Consider the following 22,222-nt stretch of genomic DNA (forward strand, 5'->3'; position numbering starts at 1 on the left):
AACTGTAATGAATGGCCTTTTCATGTAATGCAGATATTTTTATTCGCTGTCGATAATAATTGACGAAAAACGCCTGTTTTATAAGGGGTTTTTCGCCAAAATATAGGATGGTTAGTACGGTTTTTTAATAGGTTTGTAGTTGGTATAGCCACATATTTGTTTGAGAAAAGTTCATAAGATTACAAAATTATTGTATGAAAGCGTTGACATATGAATTTTGGATGCTTATAATTCGATCTGAGATACAGAAAAACTGTATTAATCAAGGGGAGTTATCTACAGGGCAAAAAGGAGCGTGGTTCCAAGCTTTGGATTTGCTTAAGGCGTTATGGCAAATATTTTATAGTGGGAGGTTAAGTATGAAGAACAATGCAAAGCGTTATTTTAGTCTTTTATTTGTGTTAATACTGATCATTTCGACTGTAACAGCATGTAGTGGCAACAGTGCAAACAATGGGGCTGATAAGGGTGTCTCCAACAACAAAGAGAACGAGAGCACAGCCAAAGACCCGGTTGAGTTTACAGATATCAGCGCAGACATACGCGGCAATACAGCCCCAACGCAAGAGCAAATCGACGAAGTTAATCATTCCTTGAATGATACATACCTCGGCGACGTCTTCGATGAAGTCATTCCAAATGATTACTCAGCTTATCCTGTTAAAGGTGATGTGGTTCTGGATGTATGGATGCCTGCGAATTCCAATATTCCGGATATGAACAATCATGCTGTCCAGAAGCAGGTGGAGCAATTAACGGGAATCAAAGTAAACTTCATCACGCCGCCAATCGGCCAGGAAGCGGATGCCTTCACGCTGATGATCTCCTCCGGTGAACTGCCTGACATTATCATTGAGCCGGGACGTTATCCGGGAGGTTTTGAAGCGGGCGTAAATGACGGCGCTTATATCGATCTGACAGATCTGATGGAGAAAAATGCTCCGAACTATACGAAGTGGCGCAATTCGGATGAATCAAGAAGAAAAACCACGGTCACGGATGACGGCAAGCTGCTCGGCTTCTATGGCATCGCCCCATATTCAGAGTGGACTTGGTTTGGAACATTGATTAAGCAGGAAGCGCTGGACAAAACAGGGCTTGAAGTTCCAAATACGATTGATGAATGGCATACCTTCCTGACTAAAGCAAAGGAAGTCGGATACAAAGCACCGCTTAATTACGGCTCTACTTACGGCCAGATTTTTACCGGCATCATAAATGGCGCATATGGAGTATGGGATTGGACGTTCCTTGATGAGAATGGCAAAGTGGCCTGGGGGCCAGCACAGCCGAAAGCTAAGGAATATTTGACCACCATGCAGCAATGGAACAAAGAAGGATTACTGAACCCGGACTGGGCAACGGCAGACTTTAACCAGAGAATGGCGAGCGCCATTTCGGGAGATACCGCGATGATGATGGACTCTCCGGATACGATGTGGAGTTATTGGAAAGAGCAGAGCGGTATCGACTTTGTGGGCGCACTGAACCCGGTTCTGAACAAAGGAGATAAGTCCGCAACCACGTACAAAAATTTCAAAAGAGCGGGGATCGAAGCTGCAATCACCACGCAAAGCAAAAATGTAGAAGCGGCAATGGCTTGGCTTGATTTTAATTACAGTAAAAAGGGCTGGGAATTGATTAACTTTGGTGAATACGGCACGGTCCACCTGATTGATGAGACGGGAATGCCTTATTATCCAGAGAACAGTTATATCTTTAAAGACCCTGAAGGTCAGCCCGTATCGACAACCTTATGGAAATACCGGATGCACAACTGGCCGGATATCCGGGATGAGCATCATTCCAACCCGCTGATCGCTGCCAAAGGAAGTTACTCGGGAGACATTCGCAAGAATTGGACAGAAAATATGGACACCAGTATGGCTATGCCACCTATTTCCTTTACCAAAGATGAAGCTTCGCGGGAAGCCGAGCTTGGAAACCAGCTGTCGACACTGCGCGGAGAGTATTTTGCAAAAATCATAATGGGAGACCTGCCGGTAGATGCCTATGATAAATTTTTGAAAGAAGCTCAGAGTATGGGATTGGAAGAGTTTTTGAGTATCCATCAGGCAGCCTTAGATCGATATAACAAACGATAGGTGGTTGTTTTATGGAAATATTACGAAAAAACAGAGCGATAAAGCCCATTCCTCAGGATGCCAAACCTAAAAATACCAAGTTAGTGATTAAGAAGGATTTGAAAAAGAACTGGTTTGTCTATCTGTTGGCTGTCCCTGTTGTAGCGTGGTTCCTGATTTTCTGCTACGGGCCGATGTGGGGGGTTATGATCGCCTTCAAGGATTTTAAACCCCTGCTGGGGTTTGGCCAGAGCGAGTGGGTAGGGTTTAAGCACTTTATTGATTTTTTCCAAGGGCCTTATTTCTGGCGGGTCGTTAAAAACACCCTTCTCCTCAATGTTTGGGGGATTGCCTTTGGATTTACAGCCCCGATTATTCTGTCCTTGATGCTGAACGAAATCCGTGGGGTTAAGTTTAAAAAGGTGGTCCAAACGATCACCTATATGCCGCACTTTATTTCCCTGGTGGTGGTATGCGGGATCATTCATATCTTTGCCGCAGATGAAGGGATTATCACGCAAATCCTGCAATTTATTACCGGAAAAGAGTACTCTTCACTGCTCGGCTACTCTGCGTTCTTCCGGCCGATTTATACCTTCTCCGGCATTTGGCAGAGCATCGGCTGGGATAGCATCATCTACCTTGCGGCGATGAGTTCCATCGATACTTCATTATATGAAGCTGCTGAAATTGACGGAGTGGGACGGATTAAAAAAATGTGGCATATTACGCTGCCGCAGATCAGCCCAGTTATCATCATTCTGTTTATTTTTGCCATCGGCGGGTTGATGTCGTCCGGGTACGAGAAGATTATCCTGCTGTACAATCCTCTGATCTATGATACGGCGGATGTTATTGCCTCTTACGTGTATCGTCGCGGTTTAAGAGAAGCCAGTCTTAGTTATTCCACGGCTGTGGGCTTGGTCAGCTCAATCGTTAACTTTGGGCTGCTCTGGATGACCAATACAATAGCCAAACGCAGGTCCGAGGTCAGCTTATGGTAAGAAAGAGGGACAGCTATGAAAGATAATTTGCAGCGTAAAGCGAAAAAAAGACGAAAACATAAATCCATCGGTGACAGAGTATTTGACGGCACACTTTATACTCTGCTGACCGCATTAACCTTGGTGTGTTTTTATCCGATCCTGCACATCCTGTTTGCCTCCGTCAGCGACCCCGGCATGTTGATTGCTCATAAAGGCATTTTGCTGAAACCGCTGGGATTCACTTTGGATGGCTATAAGCTGGTATTTAAAGATAACAGTCTGATCAACGGCTATAAAAACACGATTATATATGTAGGATTAGGCACATTAGTCAACATGATCATGACCATTCTGGGAGCTTATGTATTATCCAGACGAGGATTGTATTTCAAAAACTTCATCATGATCCTGATTACAATCACCATGTTTTTTGGCGGCGGGTTGATTCCTTGGTTCTTATTAATGAAGGATATAGGTCTGTACAATAATTTGTGGGCCATGATTTTGCCAAGTGCTTTAAGCACATGGAACATTATTATCCTACGAACTAGCTTTCAAGCCATTCCGCAGGAATTGGAAGAAGCGGCTACCATAGACGGGGCAAGTCAGGCCCATATTTTAACGAATGTGATTCTTCCGCTGTCCAAAGCTACGCTGGCCGTAATCTTTTTATACTATTTAGTGGGGAACTGGAACTCATGGTTTAATGCGATGGTGTTGTTGAAGGACAGACAGCTGTTCCCACTGCAGCTATTAATGAAGGAAATATTAGTAGCTAATGATGCAACCGCAACCTCGATCGGCAGTGCAGGCGGGGTAGTCATCGATAGTGCCCAGAGCCAGACGGCTTTCCGCGAGCTGGTTAAGTATTGTGCGATCGTCGTTTCTACGCTTCCTATATTAATGGTATATCCTTTCTTGCAAAAATATTTTGTTAAAGGTGTTTACGTAGGTTCGATTAAAGGATAGCGGGCAAAAAAACAAGTTCATCTTATATAGAAATTATTTAATAGGAGTGAAGTACACCATGTTGACAGAAGCAAGCAGCACATCCGTTCCACGTCCAGAATATCCAAGACCCCAATTTGCCCGTAAGGATTGGCTTAGCCTAAATGGAGAATGGGATTTTACGTTTGATGATGAAGATGTCGGTGAGGAAGAACAATGGTATCGGACGGACACAAAGGGTTTATTTTCACGGGTTATTCAAGTGCCCTTTGCGTTTCAGAGCAAGCTGAGCGGGATTGAAGATCCTTCATTTCATGATGTTGTGTGGTATAGAAGAACTTTTGAAGTTCCTGAGGGTTGGAATGGGAAGCGGATTGTCCTCCATTTCGGCGCCGTTGATTATTTGGCAAAAGTCTGGGTGAATGGTCAGCTGGTGGCCGTGCATGAAGGCGGACATACACCATTTCAGGTCGATATCACTCCTTCGCTGCTCAAAGGAAGGAATACCATCATACTGCGCGCAGAGGATTTCAGCCGTGATGTCACCTTGCCGCGTGGCAAGCAATATTGGCTGGAGCAGTCTGCTGCCATCTTTTATACCCGCACAACCGGAATCTGGCAGAGTGTCTGGCTTGAACCGCTGTCTGCAGTGCATCTGAGTAAAACCATGATGACACCAGATATTGACCGCAATGAAATCCGGCTTCGGACCTTTCTGCAAGGATTTAAGTCTGCTGATCCGCTCAAGCTGCGCATAACGGTATCGTATGACAGTGAAGTAATTGCGGAAGATCAATATATGGTCATGAATGGTGAGCAGCTGCGCACTATCGGCTTGGGTGATTTTGCGGATCATGGTCTTGGACGTTTATGGAGCCCTGAGCATCCGAATTTGTATGATATTCAATTTCAATTGCTTCGGAATGAGGAAGTAATTGACGAAGTGGCGAGTTATTTCGGCATGCGCAAGGTGTCGATTGAAAATGGCAAGCTATGCTTGAATAACCGCCCATATTTCCAGAGACTGGTGCTTGATCAGGGATACTTCCCTGACGGGATACTAACCGCACCTACAGACGAAGAGCTGAAACGTGATGCCCAGCTGACGAAAGAAATGGGCTTTAACGGGGTGAGAAAACATCAGAAGACAGAAGATCCCCGGTTCCTGTATTGGTGTGATAAGCTCGGCCTGCTGGTATGGAGTGAGGCAGCCAATGCTTACGAATATTCCGAGGAGTATGTCCGCCGTTTCACGAAGGAATGGCAGGAGATCATCGAGCGCGACTATAACCATCCTTGTATCGTGACCTGGGTTCCGCTTAATGAGAGCTGGGGTGTTCCCAATGTCCAGATTGATACACGCCAGCAGCAGCACGGATTGGCTATGTATCATTTAACGAAATCCTTGGATGAGATGAGACCTGTTGTGTATAACGATGGGTGGGAGCATATGACTACAGATTTGGTGACTATTCATGACTATGAGAGCCATCAGGCAGTGCTGGAGGAGCGATATGCCACGGCAGAATCTTCTGTAAATGCGATGCCGGCCAACCGCAAAATATTTGTCGGTGGAGCTTCGTATCAAGGCCAGCCGATTCTCGTATCCGAGTTTGGTGGAATTGCCTTCAAGAAAAGTGAGTGGGAGGGCTGGGGTTATTCTGGGGCAGAGAATGAAGAGGATTTCCTGATGAAGCTCAAGGCTGTGGTTGACCCGATGTTCACTTCCCCGGTGATCCAAGGGTATTGCTATACCCAGCTGACGGATGTCGAGCAGGAAATCAACGGACTGCTCACCTATGATAGACAGCCCAAAGCTCCGCTTGAAGCGATCCGCAACATTATGATGCATATCCAATAAATAACATTTACTAAAAGGAGTTACACCATGACACAACAAGCAACGCTTCCGCGTCCTGAATATCCCCGCCCTGACTTTGTTCGACCAGAGTGGATCAATCTGAACGGCCAGTGGCAATTCGAAATTGATCATGGCAAAAGTGGGAAGGAACGCGGATACCCTGTTTACGAACATAATCTCTCAGGGACAATTACTGTGCCCTTCTGTCCGGAAAGCAAGCTGTCCGGTGTAGAATATAAAGATTTTATGGCTGCTGTATGGTATAAAAGGGAGTTTACCGTGCCGGAGAGCTGGACAAATGGCAGAGTTATCCTTCATTTTGGCGCCGTTGATTATATGGCGGAGGTCTGGGTGAACGGCGTATCCGTAGGTACGCATCGCGGAGGATATACTCCGTTTAGCTTTGATATTACTTCTAATCTTTTAGCGGGCAGTAATGTGATTACTGTCTATGCTGAAGACGACGTTCGATCGGGACGACAGCCACGGGGCAAGCAGAGTGAACAGTTCCATTCGCACGGCTGTGATTATACACGCACTACAGGAATCTGGCAGACGGTATGGCTTGAGCAAGTCCCTGAAACCTATCTGTCTAATCTGAAAGTTGTCGCTGATCCCGACAATGGCTGTGTGCACCTAGAAATGAAGGTACAAGGGAACGCAGCGGGGGACACGCTTAGGGCCACTGCTCTTTATGGCGGCAAACCCGTTGGGGACAGCAGTGTGATCGTTTCCGGACCCTCTATAAAACTTACAATTCCGCTATCAGAGATTCACTTGTGGGAAGTTGGAAACGCCAGATTGTATGACCTGAAGTTGTCCTTGCATAGTCAGGGACGGGAGAGTGACGTGGTCCATTCTTATTTTGGACTCCGCACGGTACGACTGGATGGGATGGCATTCCGGATCAATGGGAAATCCGTATTTCAGCGGTTAGTTCTGGATCAAGGTTTTTATCCGGAGGGAATCTATACCGCTCCTACTGATGAAGATCTGCGCAGAGACATCGAAATCTCAATAGGGCTTGGCTTCAATGGCGCGAGGCTTCACGAGAAGATCTTTGAACCGCGTTATCTTTATTGGGCTGACCAATTAGGTTATCTTGTCTGGGGAGAGCATGCCAATTGGGGGCTGAATATTACTGGAGCGGATAGCCTGACTCACTTCCTGCCGGAATGGCTCGAAGGTATGCAGCGTGATTTCAATCATCCCGCGCTGATCGGCTGGTGCCCTTTTAATGAGACCTGGGACCGGGACGGTGCGAAACAGCATAACCCCGTGCTCCAGATTGTTTACGACGTAACAAAACGTATGGATCCAACACGTCCAGTAATTGATACAAGCGGCAACTTCCATGTGGCTACAGATATCTTCGATCTTCATGACTATGACCAGAATCCGCAGACGTTCCGGGACAGATATGAACCGATGAAAAGTGGCGGAGAAGTATTCAATACCTTCCCGGATCGCCAAACGTATGAAGGTCAACCTTACTTCATCAGCGAGTATGGCGGAATTTGGTGGAACCCGCAGCAGAAAGATGAAAAATCATGGGGGTATGGGGACAGACCGACCTCAGAGCAAATGTTTATCGAACGCTACGAGGGGTTGACGAATGTTCTATTGGATCATCCGCTGATGTTTGGATTCTGCTATACCCAGCTGTACGATGTGGAGCAGGAAGTCAATGGACTGTACACTTATGACAGACAGCCGAAGTTCGACCCCGAGCGAATCCGCGGCATCAATGCGCGTAAGGCTGCAATTGAAGATTAGAGGCGCTACGTAACTATTCATTCGAAAGGAATGTGATAGATTATGAAAGTGAATTTCCGGCAAAAATGTCTGGTCGCCTTAAGTGTTCTTCTTATTCTTCCAATGGGGAAGGTGACCCTAGCTGTCTCTGATCATAATGACTTTTACAACGTGGTTATGCAGGACGGGGCGGACCCATGGGTGTATAAACATACAGATGGCTTCTATTATTTCACCAAAACAACAGGTGGCAATGTTACCCTCTGGAAGTCAGCCCAGTTGACCACTATTGATGCAGCGCCTACTAAAGTTGTCAACACGGGCGGTAGCGGCATCTGGGCGCCTGAGCTACATTATATAAACGGAGCTTGGTATATCTACTATGCGATGGACGACGGAGATAACGTAAACCACCGCATGCATGTAATGGAGAACACAGCGGCAGACCCGATGCAGGGAACTTGGCAGTACAAAGGCCAGATCACAGATTCAAGCAATAAGTGGGCTATAGACGGTACTGTGCTGCAAGTGAACGGCGAGCTGTATTTTATCTGGTCCGGCTGGGAGGGGAATGTTAATGTGCGGCAGAATCTCTATATCGCGCATATGAGTAATCCCTGGACCATTGATTCCGAACGCGTAGAGATTTCAAGACCAACGTATAGCTGGGAAACGAATCATTCCCCAAATGTGAATGAAGGACCACAGGTGATTATAAATGGAGAAGTCATTAGTTTGGTCTACTCGGCAAGCGGAAGCTGGACTAATGATTATTGTCTGGGACTGATCACCGCAGACATCTCCAGTGATCTGTTGAATCCGGCATCATGGAATAAACGCAATCAGCCTATCTTTTCCTCAGGCAATGGACTTTATGGACCTGGACACCATTCGTTTACAAAGTCTCCTGACGGCCAAGAGGATTGGATCATGTACCATGTCGCCAAATACAATAACGCTGGCTGGAACCGCGAGGTGCGGATGCAGAAATTCAGCTGGAATGCTGATCATACACCTAATCTGGGTATTCCCGTTGACCCTAATCTTCCGATAACTTTGCCTTCAGGTGAAACCATGCATACCCGCTACGAAGCGGAAAAAGGGATATTTGGCGGCGATGCCTATGCCTCTTCGAGTCCCAAGGGCTCGGCTGGACTTAAGGCGGGTCATATTGATACGCCGGATAGTTACGTGGAATTTTCGGTTGATGCGGCAGCCGCAGGCGAGTATATTCTTTTGGCTCGAACGGCGAATGGAACGTCTGGCGGGAATTGGTCGAATTTTCAGCTTAGTGTCAATGCAGGACCTGCCAGCCCATTTTATATCACCAATAAAGGGTGGGAGAATTGGGGGCTGTCCACAGCCCGGGTTCAACTGAAGGCAGGCATGAACAAGCTTCGTTTTACCAAAGGCGAAGGTTACGGAGAAATTGATTTCATTGATATTAAGCCATTGTGAATCGAACAAACCTAAGAGACATATGAAATGGCTTCCGGTTTTCCGGAGGTCATTTCTAGGTGAAAGGGCCTGTAGGTGTGATTGTTTTTCATCTCATTAAGAAGTAAGATTAGGATAATTATTAGGATACAAGGAGAGCTGATTTGTGCTGGAACTTAGCTTAAACGACCCGGAAAAATTAGTCACAGTAACGCATGCTTTATCAACTCGTTCTAGGGTTGATATTCTTCGGCTCTTAAACTCCAAAAACTTAAATATTATTGAAATCGCTGAGAGGCTGAAGCTTCCAGTGTCGACGGTAGCAAGCAATATTAAAGTATTAGAAGCAGCAGAGTTAATTCATACAGAATTGCTTCCGGCTTCACGCGGGGCAATGAAAGTTTGCAGCCGGAATTATGATGATCTTCATATTGCCTTGAATTTGAAAGAACCGATGTCAAAGGGATTAACTCATGTCTATGAAGTAGAGATGCCGATCGGCCATTATAGCGACTGTGAGGTATCTCCTACTTGCGGAATGGCTAATAGCGAGGGTCTTATTATCAAAGAAGATGAACCGTCGAGCTTTTATCACCCTAAACATGTCAACGCTCAGCTGATCTGGCTCCGCAAAGGATTTCTGGAATATTTGCTGCCTATGGATATCCCCTCCGGAGCACAAATTGAATCGCTGGAATTATCCATGGAGATCTGTTCGGAAGCTCCGAATTATGACCAGAACTGGCCTTCGAACATCTCTGTATGGGTGAATGGATCGGAGATCGGCATGTGGACCAGTCCCGGTGATTTCGGTGACCGGCGGGGCAAGCTGAATCCGAACTGGTGGTGGGATGGATCTACACAATACGGGTTTCTCAAGACCTGGCGTGTTGACCATGAAAAGACGACACTTGATATGGAGAAAGTGTCGAATGTTTCCTTAAATGATCTTCTGATTAACCGGAGCCCCAAATTGCGGCTGCGCATTGGAATCAACCCTGATGCAGTTCATCAAGGCGGACTTAACCTGTTCGGGCGCCAGTTTGGCGATTATGAACAACATATTATGATGAAGGTAAAATATACCATGGATCAGGATGAAGTAGAACTTTAGCTTAGGAGATGAACAAAGCAAGGCGGTTCCTCGGAAACGAATCTTCGTATCCAAGGAACCGCCTTGCTTTGTTTGTTCTGGATGTAAAGCTAGAGTGTGCGCCGTAGGGCGGCACGCTGAAGGGTGATCATCCAGTCAACGGACGGCTCAACCAGCGGGTGAAAGAGCCGTTTAACGGACGGCTGAGCCAGCAATACGGTGAATAATACGGCGGTGAGCAGCAGGACTACTGCCCCAGCAGCATTGCCAATATAGGTGTAAATCCCGGAAACGGCAGCCAGACGAACGATAAAACCATGAAGCAGGAAAACATACAATGTGCGGCGCCCCCAGTCGGTCATGCGGCTCGCTCCGTAAGGTACGAGGCCGAGGAAAGCGAGTGAAGCGACAATTTGTAGTCCGTACAGTCCCAGACGGTATACGCCTGCATACCATACATTGGCATCAAGCTGCATATAGGTCATGCTGCCATATAACCAGCCAAAGGGAAATCCTGCCCCCCATGCGGCCATGATGGCAAGGAGTAGAATGGAGGCGGCTGCTGCAAAGATTTTGATATATTTCTGATAGAGCTTGACGAAGGTTTCGAAGGAGAAATGATAGCCGATAATGAAAAAAGGCAAATATACAAAGGTACGGCTGATGCTAAACCATACACCGTCCAGCTGGAGATATCCGACAGCCACCCCTGCTGTTACAGCGAAGAGGAGCTTAGCGGTTATGGACCATCTGCTCATACCGAGCATCAGGAGGCGCCAGCAGGCATGACTGGCCAGAAACCATAGGAGCAGATAGGGTGCAAAAATGGAATGCTGGATGTTGCTTACATGAAAGAGGGAAACGTCGAGTGCGGAATATAAGCTTTGAAAAATGAGGTATTGCAATCCAATTTGCAGCAGCATTTTGCGGCCGGTAGTTCCGGCAAGGCTTTTTCTGGCGAAATAGCCGGTCACCAGTACGAACAGCGGCATGTGAAAGCTGAAAATCCACATATATAATCCGTGTATTCCGCTCATTTTGTTAATCAGAGGTTCAATTGCATTACCGGCAAAAACAGTGATAATAAGCATAAAACGCAGGTTGAGAAAAAAGGTTTCTCCGCGCGTTTCCAGCGAGTTTTCCCCTACCATGATTTAGCCTCCAAATTATGCTGTATGCAAATTAATTTAATTTTAAAATACTAGATTTTCTTTGATTTAATTGTGAATTAAGTCACAATAGAAAGCGTTATCATGTGTGCGAAATGTGGCGATGTGTTGAAGGTTGTTAGAATAGAGGGATTCCACTATAATTTTTATATGCATTAACATCTGGGAGTGGAACATGTTGAAGAGAAGAATAACTAAGCGTCGCGTCGCTATTTTTGTATTGATTATTTTAGTGGTAGCCGGGTTGCTGATATGGAAGTATTTAACGCCATATGCACCGGCTCAAGAAGCCGAAACCGCACTGATTTCAAGTGGTGGAGTTACCGTCGAACAGAATGATAATTGGATCTCGTTCGAACCTTCCATTACTAAGGGCGCCTCGATTATATTTTATCCTGGGGCTTTGGTTAAACCGGAAGCTTACTCCCCTCTTGCGAAGAGCGTCGCTGCTGCAGGGCATCCCTTCTACATCGCCAAAATGCCGTTTAATTTAGCCGTAACGAAGGGGGATGCCGCAGAAGAGATAATTCGTGTGCATCCGAAGCAATCTTTTGTGCTGGGTGGACATTCACTTGGGGGTGTCATGGCCTCACGTTACGCAATTGAGCATACGGACCAACTGGAAGGTGTGTTTTTCTTAGCCTCTTATCCAGATGAAAAGGGCAGTCTACGAGAGACTACTTTGTCAGTGTTGTCGGTTGTGGGTACTGAGGATCAAGTGATTGACAGAGATAGCTACAACAAAGGGCGCTCCTATCTGCCAGATAATACAGTTTATAGTTCAATTATAGGTGGCAATCATGCGCAATTTGGCAGCTACGGGCCTCAGAAGGGGGACGGCGAAGCCACAATATCCGAGGAAGAGCAGCAGAGTCGCACAGTAAGTGCCCTGTTGGATTGGCTGGGAAATCTGAGGTAGTTACGGGTCATTCAACAGAGGGAGGAAACAATTCATGCCCATATTACACATTAACGATGAATGCGTTCCCTGCTCCGGAATATTGTTTGATAAAGACGGGACAATACTCGATCTATTAGCCACCTGGGGGAATTGGGCGGAGCTTGTGCTGCGTGGACTGGAAGATCAACTTGCGATCATGGGAGCGGGATTTATTGTAGAGCGCAGCAAGGTGCTGGGTACGCAACATGATCCGCAAGGGAAGTTAATGGGGTACGACCCGGCGGGGCCGCTTACCATGGCTACAGAAGAAGAAAGTTACGGTGTACTCGCATGGCAGCTATATGCAGCAGGAGTTCCTTGGAATGAAGCGCTGACCCGTGTGAAAAGCATAACTAAAAACGCGATGTATGAATTACGCCGACGCCGTATGGCACAGCCTTTAGCGGGACTTCATTCTTTTTTGGAGCAATGCTCTGCGGCATCGCTTAAGCTTGGCGTGGTTACCTCCGACGGGGCAAAGACCACCGGAGAGCATTTGGAATGGCTTAATGTGGCAGGCTATTTTGATTCGGTAGTTACTAGGGACAGAGTGAAAAACGGAAAACCAGCTCCTGAAATGGCTGAATTGGCCTGCCGGGAGTTAGGGCTTTCGCCTGAAGAGACGATTATTATTGGGGACAGTAATGCCGATATGCAATTAGGTAAAGGTGCAGGGCTTCGCCTCGCAATTGGGATTTCCGCCAGTGGTGATGGGGAGCACCTTATAGATGCAGATGTAATCATTTCCGGTTTCAATGAGCTTCGGATCACTTACTGATCAGCTAATAAAAGGAAAGGATGTGCTACTTAGCATGGATCAATTGCAGACACTTGCTTCTTGGATCAAAGAAAGTGACAATATCGTTTTTTTCGGAGGGGCGGGTACGTCTACAGAGAGTGGAATTCCTGATTTCCGCTCCGCAGCTGGATTATATCAAACTCAGCACAATTCACCTTATCCACCTGAAGTGATGCTGAGCCGCACTTTTTTTATGTCCTCACCGGACATTTTTTTTGATTTTTACCGCAGTAAAATGATTCATCCAGAGGCCCGTCCGAATGGTGCGCATCAGCTACTAGCGGAGTTGGAACAGCAGGGGAAGCTGAAAGCGGTGATTACGCAAAATATTGACGGCCTGCACCAGCAGGCGGGTAGCCGTAGTGTCCTTGAGCTGCATGGTTCGATCCATCGCAACTATTGTATGGACTGCTCACGGTATTACGGGCTGGATCAACTGCTGGAAATGACTGAGATCGTTCCTCGCTGCCCGGAATGTGGCGGAATTATCAAGCCGGATGTGGTTTTATATGAAGAAGAATTGGATCACTCCGTGCTTATGGGCTCTGTAGCAGCGATTGCCTCTGCAGATATGCTTATTATTGGTGGAACCTCGCTAACGGTTCAGCCTGCGGCCAGTCTGGTGACTTATTTCCGGGGCAAACGTACGGTGCTGCTGAACGGAGATCCCACACCTTATGATGATCAGGCGGATTTGCTGATTACAGATCGAATTGGAAAAGTAATGGGCAGTGTCAAGGATCTATTAAGCTAGAAGGAAAAAGCTGTCCTTTGGTTTCTCTTGCCAGATTATTATTACGCTCAGAAGTTTAAAGATAAGGTAGGCTCACAACAGCGTGTAATGAGAGGCAGGGATAAGCAATGGTATATGTAGCAGACGATAAACGGTATGACAACATGCGTTATAATCGTTGCGGGAACTCAGGTCTCAAGCTCCCAGCAATCTCATTAGGATTATGGCAGAATTTTGGTGGGATCGATAATTACGAGAACGGCAGAGAAATGATCACTCGTGCTTTTGATCTTGGAATTACCCATTTTGATCTGGCCAACAACTATGGTCCACCAGCTGGTTCAGCAGAAGAGCTGTTCGGTAAAGTTCTTGCCAATGATATGTATCCTTATCGTGATGAAATAGTGATCTCTACAAAAGCAGGGTATAACATGTGGCCCGGCCCTTATGGGGAATGGGGTTCACGTAAATATATGCTGGCTAGTCTTGATCAGAGCCTGAAGCGGCTAGGCCTAGATTATGTTGATATTTATTACTCTCATCGTCCAGACCCGGAAACACCGCTTGAAGAAACCATGCAGGCGCTGGATTATGCGGTACGTTCTGGCAAAGCTTTATATATAGGACTATCCAACTATAATGCGGAGCAGACGGCTGAAGCCCTCAGTATTCTAAAAAGCCTGGGCACACCGCTCTTAATCCATCAGCCTAGTTATTCTATGCTCGATCGTTGGATTGAGGGCGGCTTACAGGATGTACTGGAACATAGTGGTGTAGGAAGCATCGCTTTTACACCCTTGGCTGAAGGCTTGTTAACCAACAAATATTTGAATGGTATTCCAGAAGGGTCAAGAGCTGCCAAGCCGTCTGCCGCCTTGAATGAGAGCCGGATTACACCGGAGGTGCAGCGGAGGATTCGCGCACTTAATCAGCTTGCGGTTTCGCGAGGACAGAGTCTGGCTCAGTTTGCACTGGCTTGGACACTCCGGGGTGGCAAGGTTACTTCTGCCCTGATTGGAGCAAGCAGAGTGGATCAGATTGAAGAGAATATAGCTGCTTTAGCTGATCCTGATTTCAGTCCGGAGGAGTTAGAGCGGATTGAAACGATTTTAAAGACAGAACTATAGCATATTGAACAGTAACAGCCCGGTTCCTTACGTTAAGGAAGGTGGGCTGTTGTTGTATAGTGGATTTATGGATTTATGGATTAAGGGCAAACTAACGTTCAGGTTTCTCTGCTTGTCTCGTTGTAGTCATCCGGTAAGCCGTCGGTGACTGGGCACAAAACCGTTTGAATTGGCGAGAGAAGTATAAAGCATCGGTGAGCCCCACAGATGCTGCTACCTGTTCCACGGACAGCTCCGGTCGTTCACGCAGCAGTTGTCTGGACTTTTCAATCCGCAGCTTCAGCAAGTAGGTCACCGGAGATAATCCGGTCTCTTGCTTAAATACACGGGACAGGTAGGCTCGATTATAACCCAGCGTATCACACATTTGTTCAATAGAGACCGGGTGCGCATATTGAGATGCCATGTAGTGGATCATTTGCTTCACAGTACGCTTAACCTGTGATTCTGCGCCGGGAAGACGAGAGAAGGAAGAGAGCAAATCAGCTGCTTCGCCGACAATGAGATAGAGATAGCCAAGCGAAGTCAGATGGGCACTCTCTTTGTTGGCGTTGAAGGCTTGCATGATGCTGGACAGGGCACCTGGAATGAGGCTTTCACCTGTTGTAGTCACCACAGGCTGTTGTGGTGTGAACCCTGTCTGCAGCACCAGATCGTCAGCTTCGCTGCCAGTAAAAGCTGCCCAGCGATAGCACCAGGGCTGGTCTTTATCCGAGACGTAACTGACTAATTGTCCCGGATGGATCAAGAAGCAGTCCCCTTTACCCAACTCATATTTATGATGTTCTGTACGGAAAACGCCCGATCCAGATTCTATGAAATGCAGCAGATAATAATCATAGATCTTGGGTCCAGCTTGATGCATGGGCAGGGTCTGACTCTGGCCGGCAAACAGTACATGAAGGTTCTGTTTATCGTAATACACTGGATTGGATCCTACGGAATAAGTATGCTCCATTTGGGACAGCCTTTCTTGTGTTAATGTCATTTAATGGCTTATAGTTTAGAGAGTAACAGTAATATATGTAATTATTATATTATGGGAAGTCACATTTATCCATACATTACACACATGATTGCATTATCAGAGGATGAATGAATCTATTATAATGAGTACATAAAGAACGCTTTACTAATTCCCACTGGCTGAAGCAGCGAAAGGATGGAGTGGCATTAATGAGCATACAGGAACTTAATAACAAATTTATTGAAAAATATGGGGTGAGCGGGGAAGAGGCTAAGGTGTTTTATGCACCAGGTCGTGTCAATCTCATCGGAGAGCACTTGGATTATAACGGCGGGTATGTACTTCCCGCAGCTTTGGAATTCGGTACAACGCTGATTGTGCGTCCACGTAGTGACAGCAAAGTGAATTTTGCATCAACTAATTTTCCTTACGAAGCTTCTATTGATTATAGCGAAATTGGCAAGGCCAAAACGGGTGAATGGATTGACTATCCGATTGGGGTAATGGTTGAGCTGGATAAGAAAAGCACACCAGTATCCAAAGGGTACGATCTGCTGTTCCATGGCGATATTCCGAATGGAGCAGGCTTGTCCTCCTCGGCCTCTCTTGAAGTCGTTACTGCTTATGCGTTCCTGACTCTCGAAGGTGGCGATACAGACACTGTTGAGATTGCACTTTTGTCCCAGCGTGCTGAGAACCAGTACGTAGGTGTAAACTCCGGAATTATGGATCAGTTCGCAGTTGCTAACGGCAAACGCGATCATGCGATCCTGCTGATGTGCGACACACTTGAGTACAATTTGGTACCGTTCATCACAGGTTCATACAAATTGGTTATCGGCAACACGAACAAACGCAGAGGGCTTGTAGATTCCAAGTACAATGAACGCCGTCAGCAGTGTGATGAGGCATTGGCTATTTTGCAAAAAGAAGTGCCTTCACTAGCTTATCTGGCACAGCTTAATCGTGAACAGTTCGAAGCACATCAAGATAAAATCACAGACGAAATTGTAAGACGCCGCGCTCGCCATGTTGTGGAAGAGAACCAACGCGTGCTAGATTCCGTTGAGGTATTAAAAAACAATGATCTGAAGCAGTTTGGACAGTTCATGAATGATTCGCATGCATCCTTGCGCGATTTGTATGAAGTTAGCTGTGCAGAGCTTGATATTATGGTTGAAGAAGCTGGGCGCATCCCAGGTACACTCGGTTCCCGTATGACTGGCGCGGGTTTCGGGGGCTGTACAGTATCTTTGGTACATGAAGATGATATAGAACGTTTTATTCGTGAAGTTGGTGAAGCCTATACCACAAGATCTGGTTTGGTTGGCGAGTTCTACGTTTGCGGCATCGGTAATGGTGTCCAAGAATTGAAGGGAGTGTAATCAGATGGCGATTTTAGTAACAGGTGGAGCAGGGTATATTGGGTCTCATACTGTAGCGGAGCTGCTGGATCGTGGCGAAGAAGTGGTGGTTCTCGACAATCTGCTAACAGGGCATCGTGAGGCGTTGCTGGGTGGCAAGCTGTACGAAGGTGATCTGCGTGATAAAGAACTGCTGGGTAAGCTGTTCGCTGAAAATGAGATTGAAGCGGTTATCCATTTTGCTGCAAGCTCTTTGGTCGGAGAAAGCATGAAGGACCCTGTAAAATATTACGACAACAACGTATATGGTACACAGTGTCTTCTAGAAGCTATGCAAAAAGCGGGCGTGAACAAGATCGTATTCTCGTCCACAGCCGCAACCTACGGCGAACCGGAAAAGGTGCCGATTGAAGAAACAGACCGCACTGAACCAGCCAATGTGTATGGAGAAACTAAGCTGACCATGGAACGGATGATGGCTTGGTTTGATAAAGTACTGGGCATTAAATACGTAGCATTGCGTTACTTCAATGCAGCTGGCGCACATGCCAGTGGCAAAATTGGTGAAGACCATCGTCCAGAAAGTCATTTGGTGCCGCTGGTATTGCAAACGGCCTTGAAGCAACGGGACAGTATCGCAGTTTTCGGAGATGACTATCCTACAGAAGACGGTACTTGTGTGCGCGACTACATCCATGTCAGCGATCTGGCTGACGCCCATGTCCGTGCGGTAACTTACCTGCGCAGCGGAAGCAGCAGCAATATTTTCAACCTGGGCAATGGACTTGGATTCTCGGTAAAACAGGTGATTGAAACGGCGAAGAAGGTTACTGGACTTGAAATTCCTGTAGTCATTCAAGAACGCCGTGCCGGCGATCCGGCTGTGCTGGTAGCTTCCTCCGACAAAGCGCGTAGCGTCCTTGGATGGAACCCGCAGCATGCAGATTTGGAAGATATCATTCAAAGTGCATGGAACTGGCACTCTGCCAATCCGCAAGGATACGGAGAATAAGGGACTTTAGGTTAGCTTATCTTGAACTTGAGACCCTACTTAAGGAGAATTAAAATGCACAACGAGAATAAGATTACACCTGCTGGCCAGAAAGCATTACATGCGATTGAGCAGCTTGTTCTGTTCGCACTGCGCCAGCAGCTTATAGCTCCATCCGATGAAGATTATAGCCGTAATGTGCTGCTCGAACAGTTCGGTTTCAGTGAGCCGCATGTAGGTGACATCGATCAAAGTCCATTGGAAGGGCCGCAGGCTCCACTCGATGCACTGATTGATTATGGTTTTGAAATCGGATTGATCCCAGAGAATAGTGACACTTACCGTGACTTGCTGGATGCCAAGATTATGGGACTTCTCATGGCCCGTCCTTCGGATGTAAATGCTGAGTTCTATAGTCTGACCGCTGAAAAAGGCATCTCCGCGGCTACAGACCGTTTTTATAAATTGAGCATTGATTCGAACTATATTCGGATGGATCGGATCTCGAAGAATGTCTACTGGCTGCAGGATTCGCCGTACGGAGACATTGAAATGACGATCAATTTGTCCAAGCCTGAGAAAAATCCGAAGGAAATCGCAATGGCTCGGCTGCTCCCGCCGCCAGTCTATCCGAAATGTCTGCTGTGCCGTGAGAATGTAGGTTATGCCGGACGGATCAATCATCCGCCGCGCCAGAACCTGCGTATCATTCCGCTTAACCTGAATAATGAAAAATGGTTCTTCCAATACTCGCCATATGTTTACTACAATGAGCACTGTATTGTATTCCATCATGATCATGTGCCAATGAAGCTTACCAAGGATACCTTGAAGCGGCTGCTTAGCTTCGTGGAATCATTCCCGCATTATTTTATTGGCTCAAATGCAGACTTACCGATTGTTGGCGGCTCTATTCTGACGCATGACCATTTTCAGGGCGGACGTCATACATTCCCGATTCAAAAAGCGCCTAAGGAAGATATATTTACACATGCATCTTATCCGGGTGTCAGCATTAATATCGTAAAATGGCCGATGTCCGTATTGCGCTTAAATGGAGAAGATCCTGCGGTTCTATTGGAATGCGGAAATGCGCTTTATGAAGCTTGGAAAGCCTACAGCGATCCAGAGGCGGAAGTGCTAGCCTTTAGTGAGGTTGACGGTGATGTACAACCTCATAATACCGTTACTCCTATCGTACGCCGGGCCGAGGACGGCAGCTTCGAGATGGATCTTGTGCTGCGGAATAACCGGACTAATGAGCAATATCCTGAAGGGATTTTTCATCCACACCGGGAAATGCATCATATCAAGAAAGAAAACATCGGCTTGATTGAAGTTATGGGACTGGCGATTCTGCCGGGCCGTTTGAAGGAAGAACTCGATTCCACCGCAGGTATTCTTGCAGGAGATCAAGCGCTGTTAGAAGCGGTGAAGAATGACCCTAGTCATTCTCTTGCGCAGCATGCGGCTTGGATTCAGGAGCTGGTGGAGCGATTCGGAACTGCACTGCAACACGAGGAAGCGCTCAAGATTGTGCAGAACGAAGTTGGCATCAAGTTTACGCATATTCTTGAACACGCTGGCGTTTACAAACGGACTCCAGAAGGTCAAGCGGCTTTCCGCCGTTTCGTAACAAGCTTCGGCGCTTTGTAGTAAGTGAATTTGGATTTAAGGATGACCTCAAGCCTATGGGCTTGGGGCATCTTTTTTTATTCGGAATGACGAAACCCAGCCACCTAATTTGAATGCGGGTAACCAGAGGTTTATAATACGAAGGAGTAAGACATTATGAATTAACTACTGGAGGTTTACACATATGCGTAAATTTGAATTTTATAATCCTACCAAGCTGATTTTTGGACAGGGTACCCTTGAAGCCTTGAAGACGGAGGTTCCTAAGTACGGTAAAAATGTGCTTTTGATGTACGGTGGCGGCAGTATCAAGCGCAGTGGTCTGTACGATAAAGTAGTTGCTGAGCTGAGTTCAATAGGCGCTACAGTGACTGAACTCTCTGGAGTAGAACCCAATCCACGTCTTTCCACAGTACATAAAGGCGTAGAGCTGTGCCGGGAGCATAATATTGACCTGGTTCTTGCAGTGGGGGGCGGAAGCGTATTGGACTGCGCAAAAGCTGTTGCTGTTGGAGCGAAATATGATGGTGATATGTGGGACTTTGTAGAGCGTAAAGCAGCGGCTCAAGACGCGCTTCCACTGGGTACAGTGCTGACAATGGCTGCTACGGGTTCCGAAATGAATAATGGCTCCGTAATCACAAACGAGGTTACTAAGGAAAAAATGGGCTGGGGCAGCGTGCATGCCTACCCGGCATTCTCGATTCTTGATCCAGAGAACACTTTTTCTCTGCCACGTGATCAGACCGTTTATGGCATGGTGGACATCATGTCACATGTACTGGAGCACTATTTCCATACAGACGGCAATACACCGGTACAAGACGGGTTCTGTGAAACTTTGCTGCGCACTGTAATTGAAACCGCGCCGAAGCTTATCGAAGATCTGAACAACTACGAGCTGCGTGAGACCATTATGTACTGCGGTACGATGGCGCTTAACGGAATGGTCAGCATGGGTTTTGCCGGAGATTGGGCGACTCATAATATCGAGCATGCAGTGTCGGCTGTATACGATATTCCGCATGGCGGAGGTTTGGCGATTCTGTTCCCGCAATGGATGAAATATAATCTCAGCACAAACCCTGCGCGTTTCCGTCAGCTTGCAGTAAATGTGTTCGGAGTTGAACCTGCTGGCAAAACTGATGAAGAAATCGGGCTGGAGGGTATTGAGGCTCTGCGTAATTTCTGGGATTCCATCGGTGCGCCGAAGACGCTCGGAGATTATGATATTGATGACAGCGAGATCGGCAGTATGGCTGACAAGGCTGTTCGTTTCGGAGCGTTTGGTAATTTCCGCAAGCTTGAGCGTGAAGATGTAGTTGAGATTTATAAAATGGCTTTGTAAGTAATTCTTCTACGAAAAGAGACCATTTGTCTTTATTCCAGAAGTCACAATAGAATGTCAAAGAAGCGATTCCTCCGTTATGGGAGAATCGCTTCTTTGTATTTATGGTCTAGTGTGACTTGCTCCTCTGGCTATACTTTTCTGTCGTGCTCATCCCAAGAACTCGCTGCCGCTGGCGAACCTACGCTGCCGCTGGCCGAACCTCCGCTGCCGCTGGCGTACCTCCGCTGCCGCTGGCGTACCTCCGCTGCCGCTGGCGTACCTCCGCTGCCGCTGACCGAACCTCCGCTGCGGCTGGCGAACCTCCGCTGCCGCTGGCGAACCTCCGCTGCCGCTGGCGAACCTCCGCTGCCGCTGGCATACCTCCGCTGCCGCTGGCGAACCTCCGCTGCCGCTGGCGAACCTCCGCTGCCGCTGGCGAACCTCCGCTGCCGCTGGCGAACCTCCGCTGCCGCTGACCGAACATCACTGCCGCTGACCGTACCTCACTGCCGCTGACCGTACCTCACTGCCGCTGATCGCACCTCATCAATCACTGTTCGCACCCGTAATCTAATCCGTCGACCGTCCTCGGGAGTCTTACGGACCTAGCTGACGTTATTTGCGAATTTTCAGCCTTTTGAGCAAGTTTTCGGACACCAGAGACACTATTGCTTCGAAATGGTCTTATATTTGGTGTTTTTCATGCCAATAGGGGCTATGCGGTCCGATAGCATACCAAATGTGGGAAAAATCGGCGAATAGGGTCTGCTGAGTCCGATGGGCCGAGGTGCGTAAGCAGCATAGCCTCTTCATACGCGCGAGAGTGTTACCCAACCAACTAGGGTTTGTAAGATCCCCTCACGACTGATTCCTCTACAAATATACGCCTACCCTACGGACCCAGCTGACGTTATATGCGAATTTTCAGCCTTTTGAGCAAGTTTTCGGACACCAGAGACACTATTGCTTCGAAATAGCCTCATATTTGTTGTTTTTCATGCCA

The 22,222-nt window shown here is 47.2% G+C and carries 18 protein-coding genes; 15 read left to right on the forward strand and 3 right to left on the reverse strand.

Annotated features, from left to right (window positions below; translation table 11 throughout):
- Nucleotides 1-359: 359 nt before the first annotated feature.
- The 7 genes from MHI32_RS08235 (at nt 360) to MHI32_RS08265 (ending at nt 10,185) form a co-directional block, all read left to right on the forward strand.
- On the forward strand, nt 360-2,105 hold the full coding sequence (locus MHI32_RS08235) for an extracellular solute-binding protein (RefSeq protein WP_076126335.1): 1,746 nt from the start codon (nt 360-362) through the stop codon (nt 2,103-2,105).
- Between the two features lie 11 nt (nt 2,106-2,116).
- The gene (locus MHI32_RS08240) at nt 2,117-3,088 is read left to right on the forward strand and encodes an ABC transporter permease subunit (RefSeq protein WP_076141368.1); all 972 of its coding nucleotides are present in this window, start codon (nt 2,117-2,119) and stop codon (nt 3,086-3,088) included.
- Between the two features lie 15 nt (nt 3,089-3,103).
- Nucleotides 3,104-4,039 carry a carbohydrate ABC transporter permease gene (locus MHI32_RS08245; RefSeq protein WP_076126337.1) on the forward strand — a complete coding sequence of 312 codons (936 nt, stop codon included), beginning with the start codon at nt 3,104-3,106 and terminating at the stop codon, nt 4,037-4,039.
- 58 nt (nt 4,040-4,097) lie between these two features.
- Nucleotides 4,098-5,879 carry a glycoside hydrolase family 2 gene (locus tag MHI32_RS08250; RefSeq protein WP_076279754.1) on the forward strand — a complete coding sequence of 594 codons (1,782 nt, stop codon included), beginning with the start codon at nt 4,098-4,100 and terminating at the stop codon, nt 5,877-5,879.
- A gap of 27 nt (nt 5,880-5,906) precedes the next feature.
- On the forward strand, nt 5,907-7,655 hold the full coding sequence (locus MHI32_RS08255; protein ID WP_076281100.1) for a sugar-binding domain-containing protein: 1,749 nt from the start codon (nt 5,907-5,909) through the stop codon (nt 7,653-7,655).
- 42 nt (nt 7,656-7,697) lie between these two features.
- Complete coding sequence (locus tag MHI32_RS08260; RefSeq protein ID WP_076279753.1) at nt 7,698-9,092, forward strand: family 43 glycosylhydrolase; 1,395 nt, start codon at nt 7,698-7,700, stop codon at nt 9,090-9,092.
- A gap of 145 nt (nt 9,093-9,237) precedes the next feature.
- On the forward strand, nt 9,238-10,185 hold the full coding sequence (locus MHI32_RS08265; protein WP_076126345.1) for an ArsR family transcriptional regulator: 948 nt from the start codon (nt 9,238-9,240) through the stop codon (nt 10,183-10,185).
- A gap of 89 nt (nt 10,186-10,274) precedes the next feature.
- Here MHI32_RS08265 and MHI32_RS08270 read toward each other — a convergent pair whose 3' ends face one another.
- Nucleotides 10,275-11,315: a fucose 4-O-acetylase gene (locus MHI32_RS08270; RefSeq protein ID WP_076126348.1), complete on the reverse strand. Its 1,041-nt coding sequence runs from the start codon at nt 11,313-11,315 to the stop codon at nt 10,275-10,277.
- 193 nt (nt 11,316-11,508) lie between these two features.
- Between MHI32_RS08270 and MHI32_RS08275 the strand changes: the two genes are divergently transcribed.
- The 4 genes from MHI32_RS08275 to mgrA all read left to right on the forward strand — a co-directional run bounded on the left by MHI32_RS08275 (nt 11,509) and on the right by mgrA (nt 14,932).
- Nucleotides 11,509-12,252: an alpha/beta hydrolase gene (locus tag MHI32_RS08275; protein ID WP_076126350.1), complete on the forward strand. Its 744-nt coding sequence runs from the start codon at nt 11,509-11,511 to the stop codon at nt 12,250-12,252.
- Between the two features lie 34 nt (nt 12,253-12,286).
- Entirely contained in the window at nt 12,287-13,051 is a 765-nt protein-coding gene (locus MHI32_RS08280) for an HAD-IA family hydrolase (protein ID WP_076281099.1), read from the forward strand.
- Between the two features lie 34 nt (nt 13,052-13,085).
- A complete protein-coding gene (locus tag MHI32_RS08285) occupies nt 13,086-13,826 on the forward strand; it encodes an NAD-dependent protein deacylase (protein WP_076134068.1) in 741 nt (246 codons plus the stop codon).
- A gap of 107 nt (nt 13,827-13,933) precedes the next feature.
- Nucleotides 13,934-14,932, forward strand: a complete 999-nt coding sequence (gene mgrA / locus MHI32_RS08290; protein WP_340012147.1) for an L-glyceraldehyde 3-phosphate reductase — start codon at nt 13,934-13,936, stop codon at nt 14,930-14,932.
- A 91-nt stretch (nt 14,933-15,023) separates the two neighbouring features.
- Here the strand turns inward: mgrA and MHI32_RS08295 are convergent, their stop codons facing one another.
- The gene (locus tag MHI32_RS08295) at nt 15,024-15,890 is read right to left on the reverse strand and encodes an AraC family transcriptional regulator (protein ID WP_076126358.1); all 867 of its coding nucleotides are present in this window, start codon (nt 15,888-15,890) and stop codon (nt 15,024-15,026) included.
- A gap of 218 nt (nt 15,891-16,108) precedes the next feature.
- Between MHI32_RS08295 and MHI32_RS08300 the strand changes: the two genes are divergently transcribed.
- The 4 genes from MHI32_RS08300 to MHI32_RS08315 all read left to right on the forward strand — a co-directional run bounded on the left by MHI32_RS08300 (nt 16,109) and on the right by MHI32_RS08315 (nt 21,237).
- A complete protein-coding gene (locus tag MHI32_RS08300) occupies nt 16,109-17,284 on the forward strand; it encodes a galactokinase (protein WP_076126360.1) in 1,176 nt (391 codons plus the stop codon).
- Between the two features lie 4 nt (nt 17,285-17,288).
- On the forward strand, nt 17,289-18,275 hold the full coding sequence (gene galE / locus MHI32_RS08305; protein ID WP_076126362.1) for a UDP-glucose 4-epimerase GalE: 987 nt from the start codon (nt 17,289-17,291) through the stop codon (nt 18,273-18,275).
- Nucleotides 18,276-18,329: 54 nt separating this feature from the next.
- A complete protein-coding gene (locus MHI32_RS08310; protein ID WP_076184698.1) occupies nt 18,330-19,910 on the forward strand; it encodes a UDP-glucose--hexose-1-phosphate uridylyltransferase in 1,581 nt (526 codons plus the stop codon).
- A 163-nt stretch (nt 19,911-20,073) separates the two neighbouring features.
- Nucleotides 20,074-21,237: an iron-containing alcohol dehydrogenase gene (locus MHI32_RS08315; protein ID WP_076184697.1), complete on the forward strand. Its 1,164-nt coding sequence runs from the start codon at nt 20,074-20,076 to the stop codon at nt 21,235-21,237.
- A gap of 181 nt (nt 21,238-21,418) precedes the next feature.
- On the opposite strand, the gene MHI32_RS08320 is transcribed toward MHI32_RS08315, so the two are convergent.
- Nucleotides 21,419-21,706: a hypothetical protein gene (locus MHI32_RS08320; RefSeq protein WP_340012149.1), complete on the reverse strand. Its 288-nt coding sequence runs from the start codon at nt 21,704-21,706 to the stop codon at nt 21,419-21,421.
- Between the last annotated feature and the right edge of the window lie 516 nt (nt 21,707-22,222).

This window comes from Paenibacillus sp. FSL H7-0690 (assembly GCF_037980415.1).
GTDB lineage: Bacteria > Bacillota > Bacilli > Paenibacillales > Paenibacillaceae > Paenibacillus_AQ > Paenibacillus_AQ odorifer.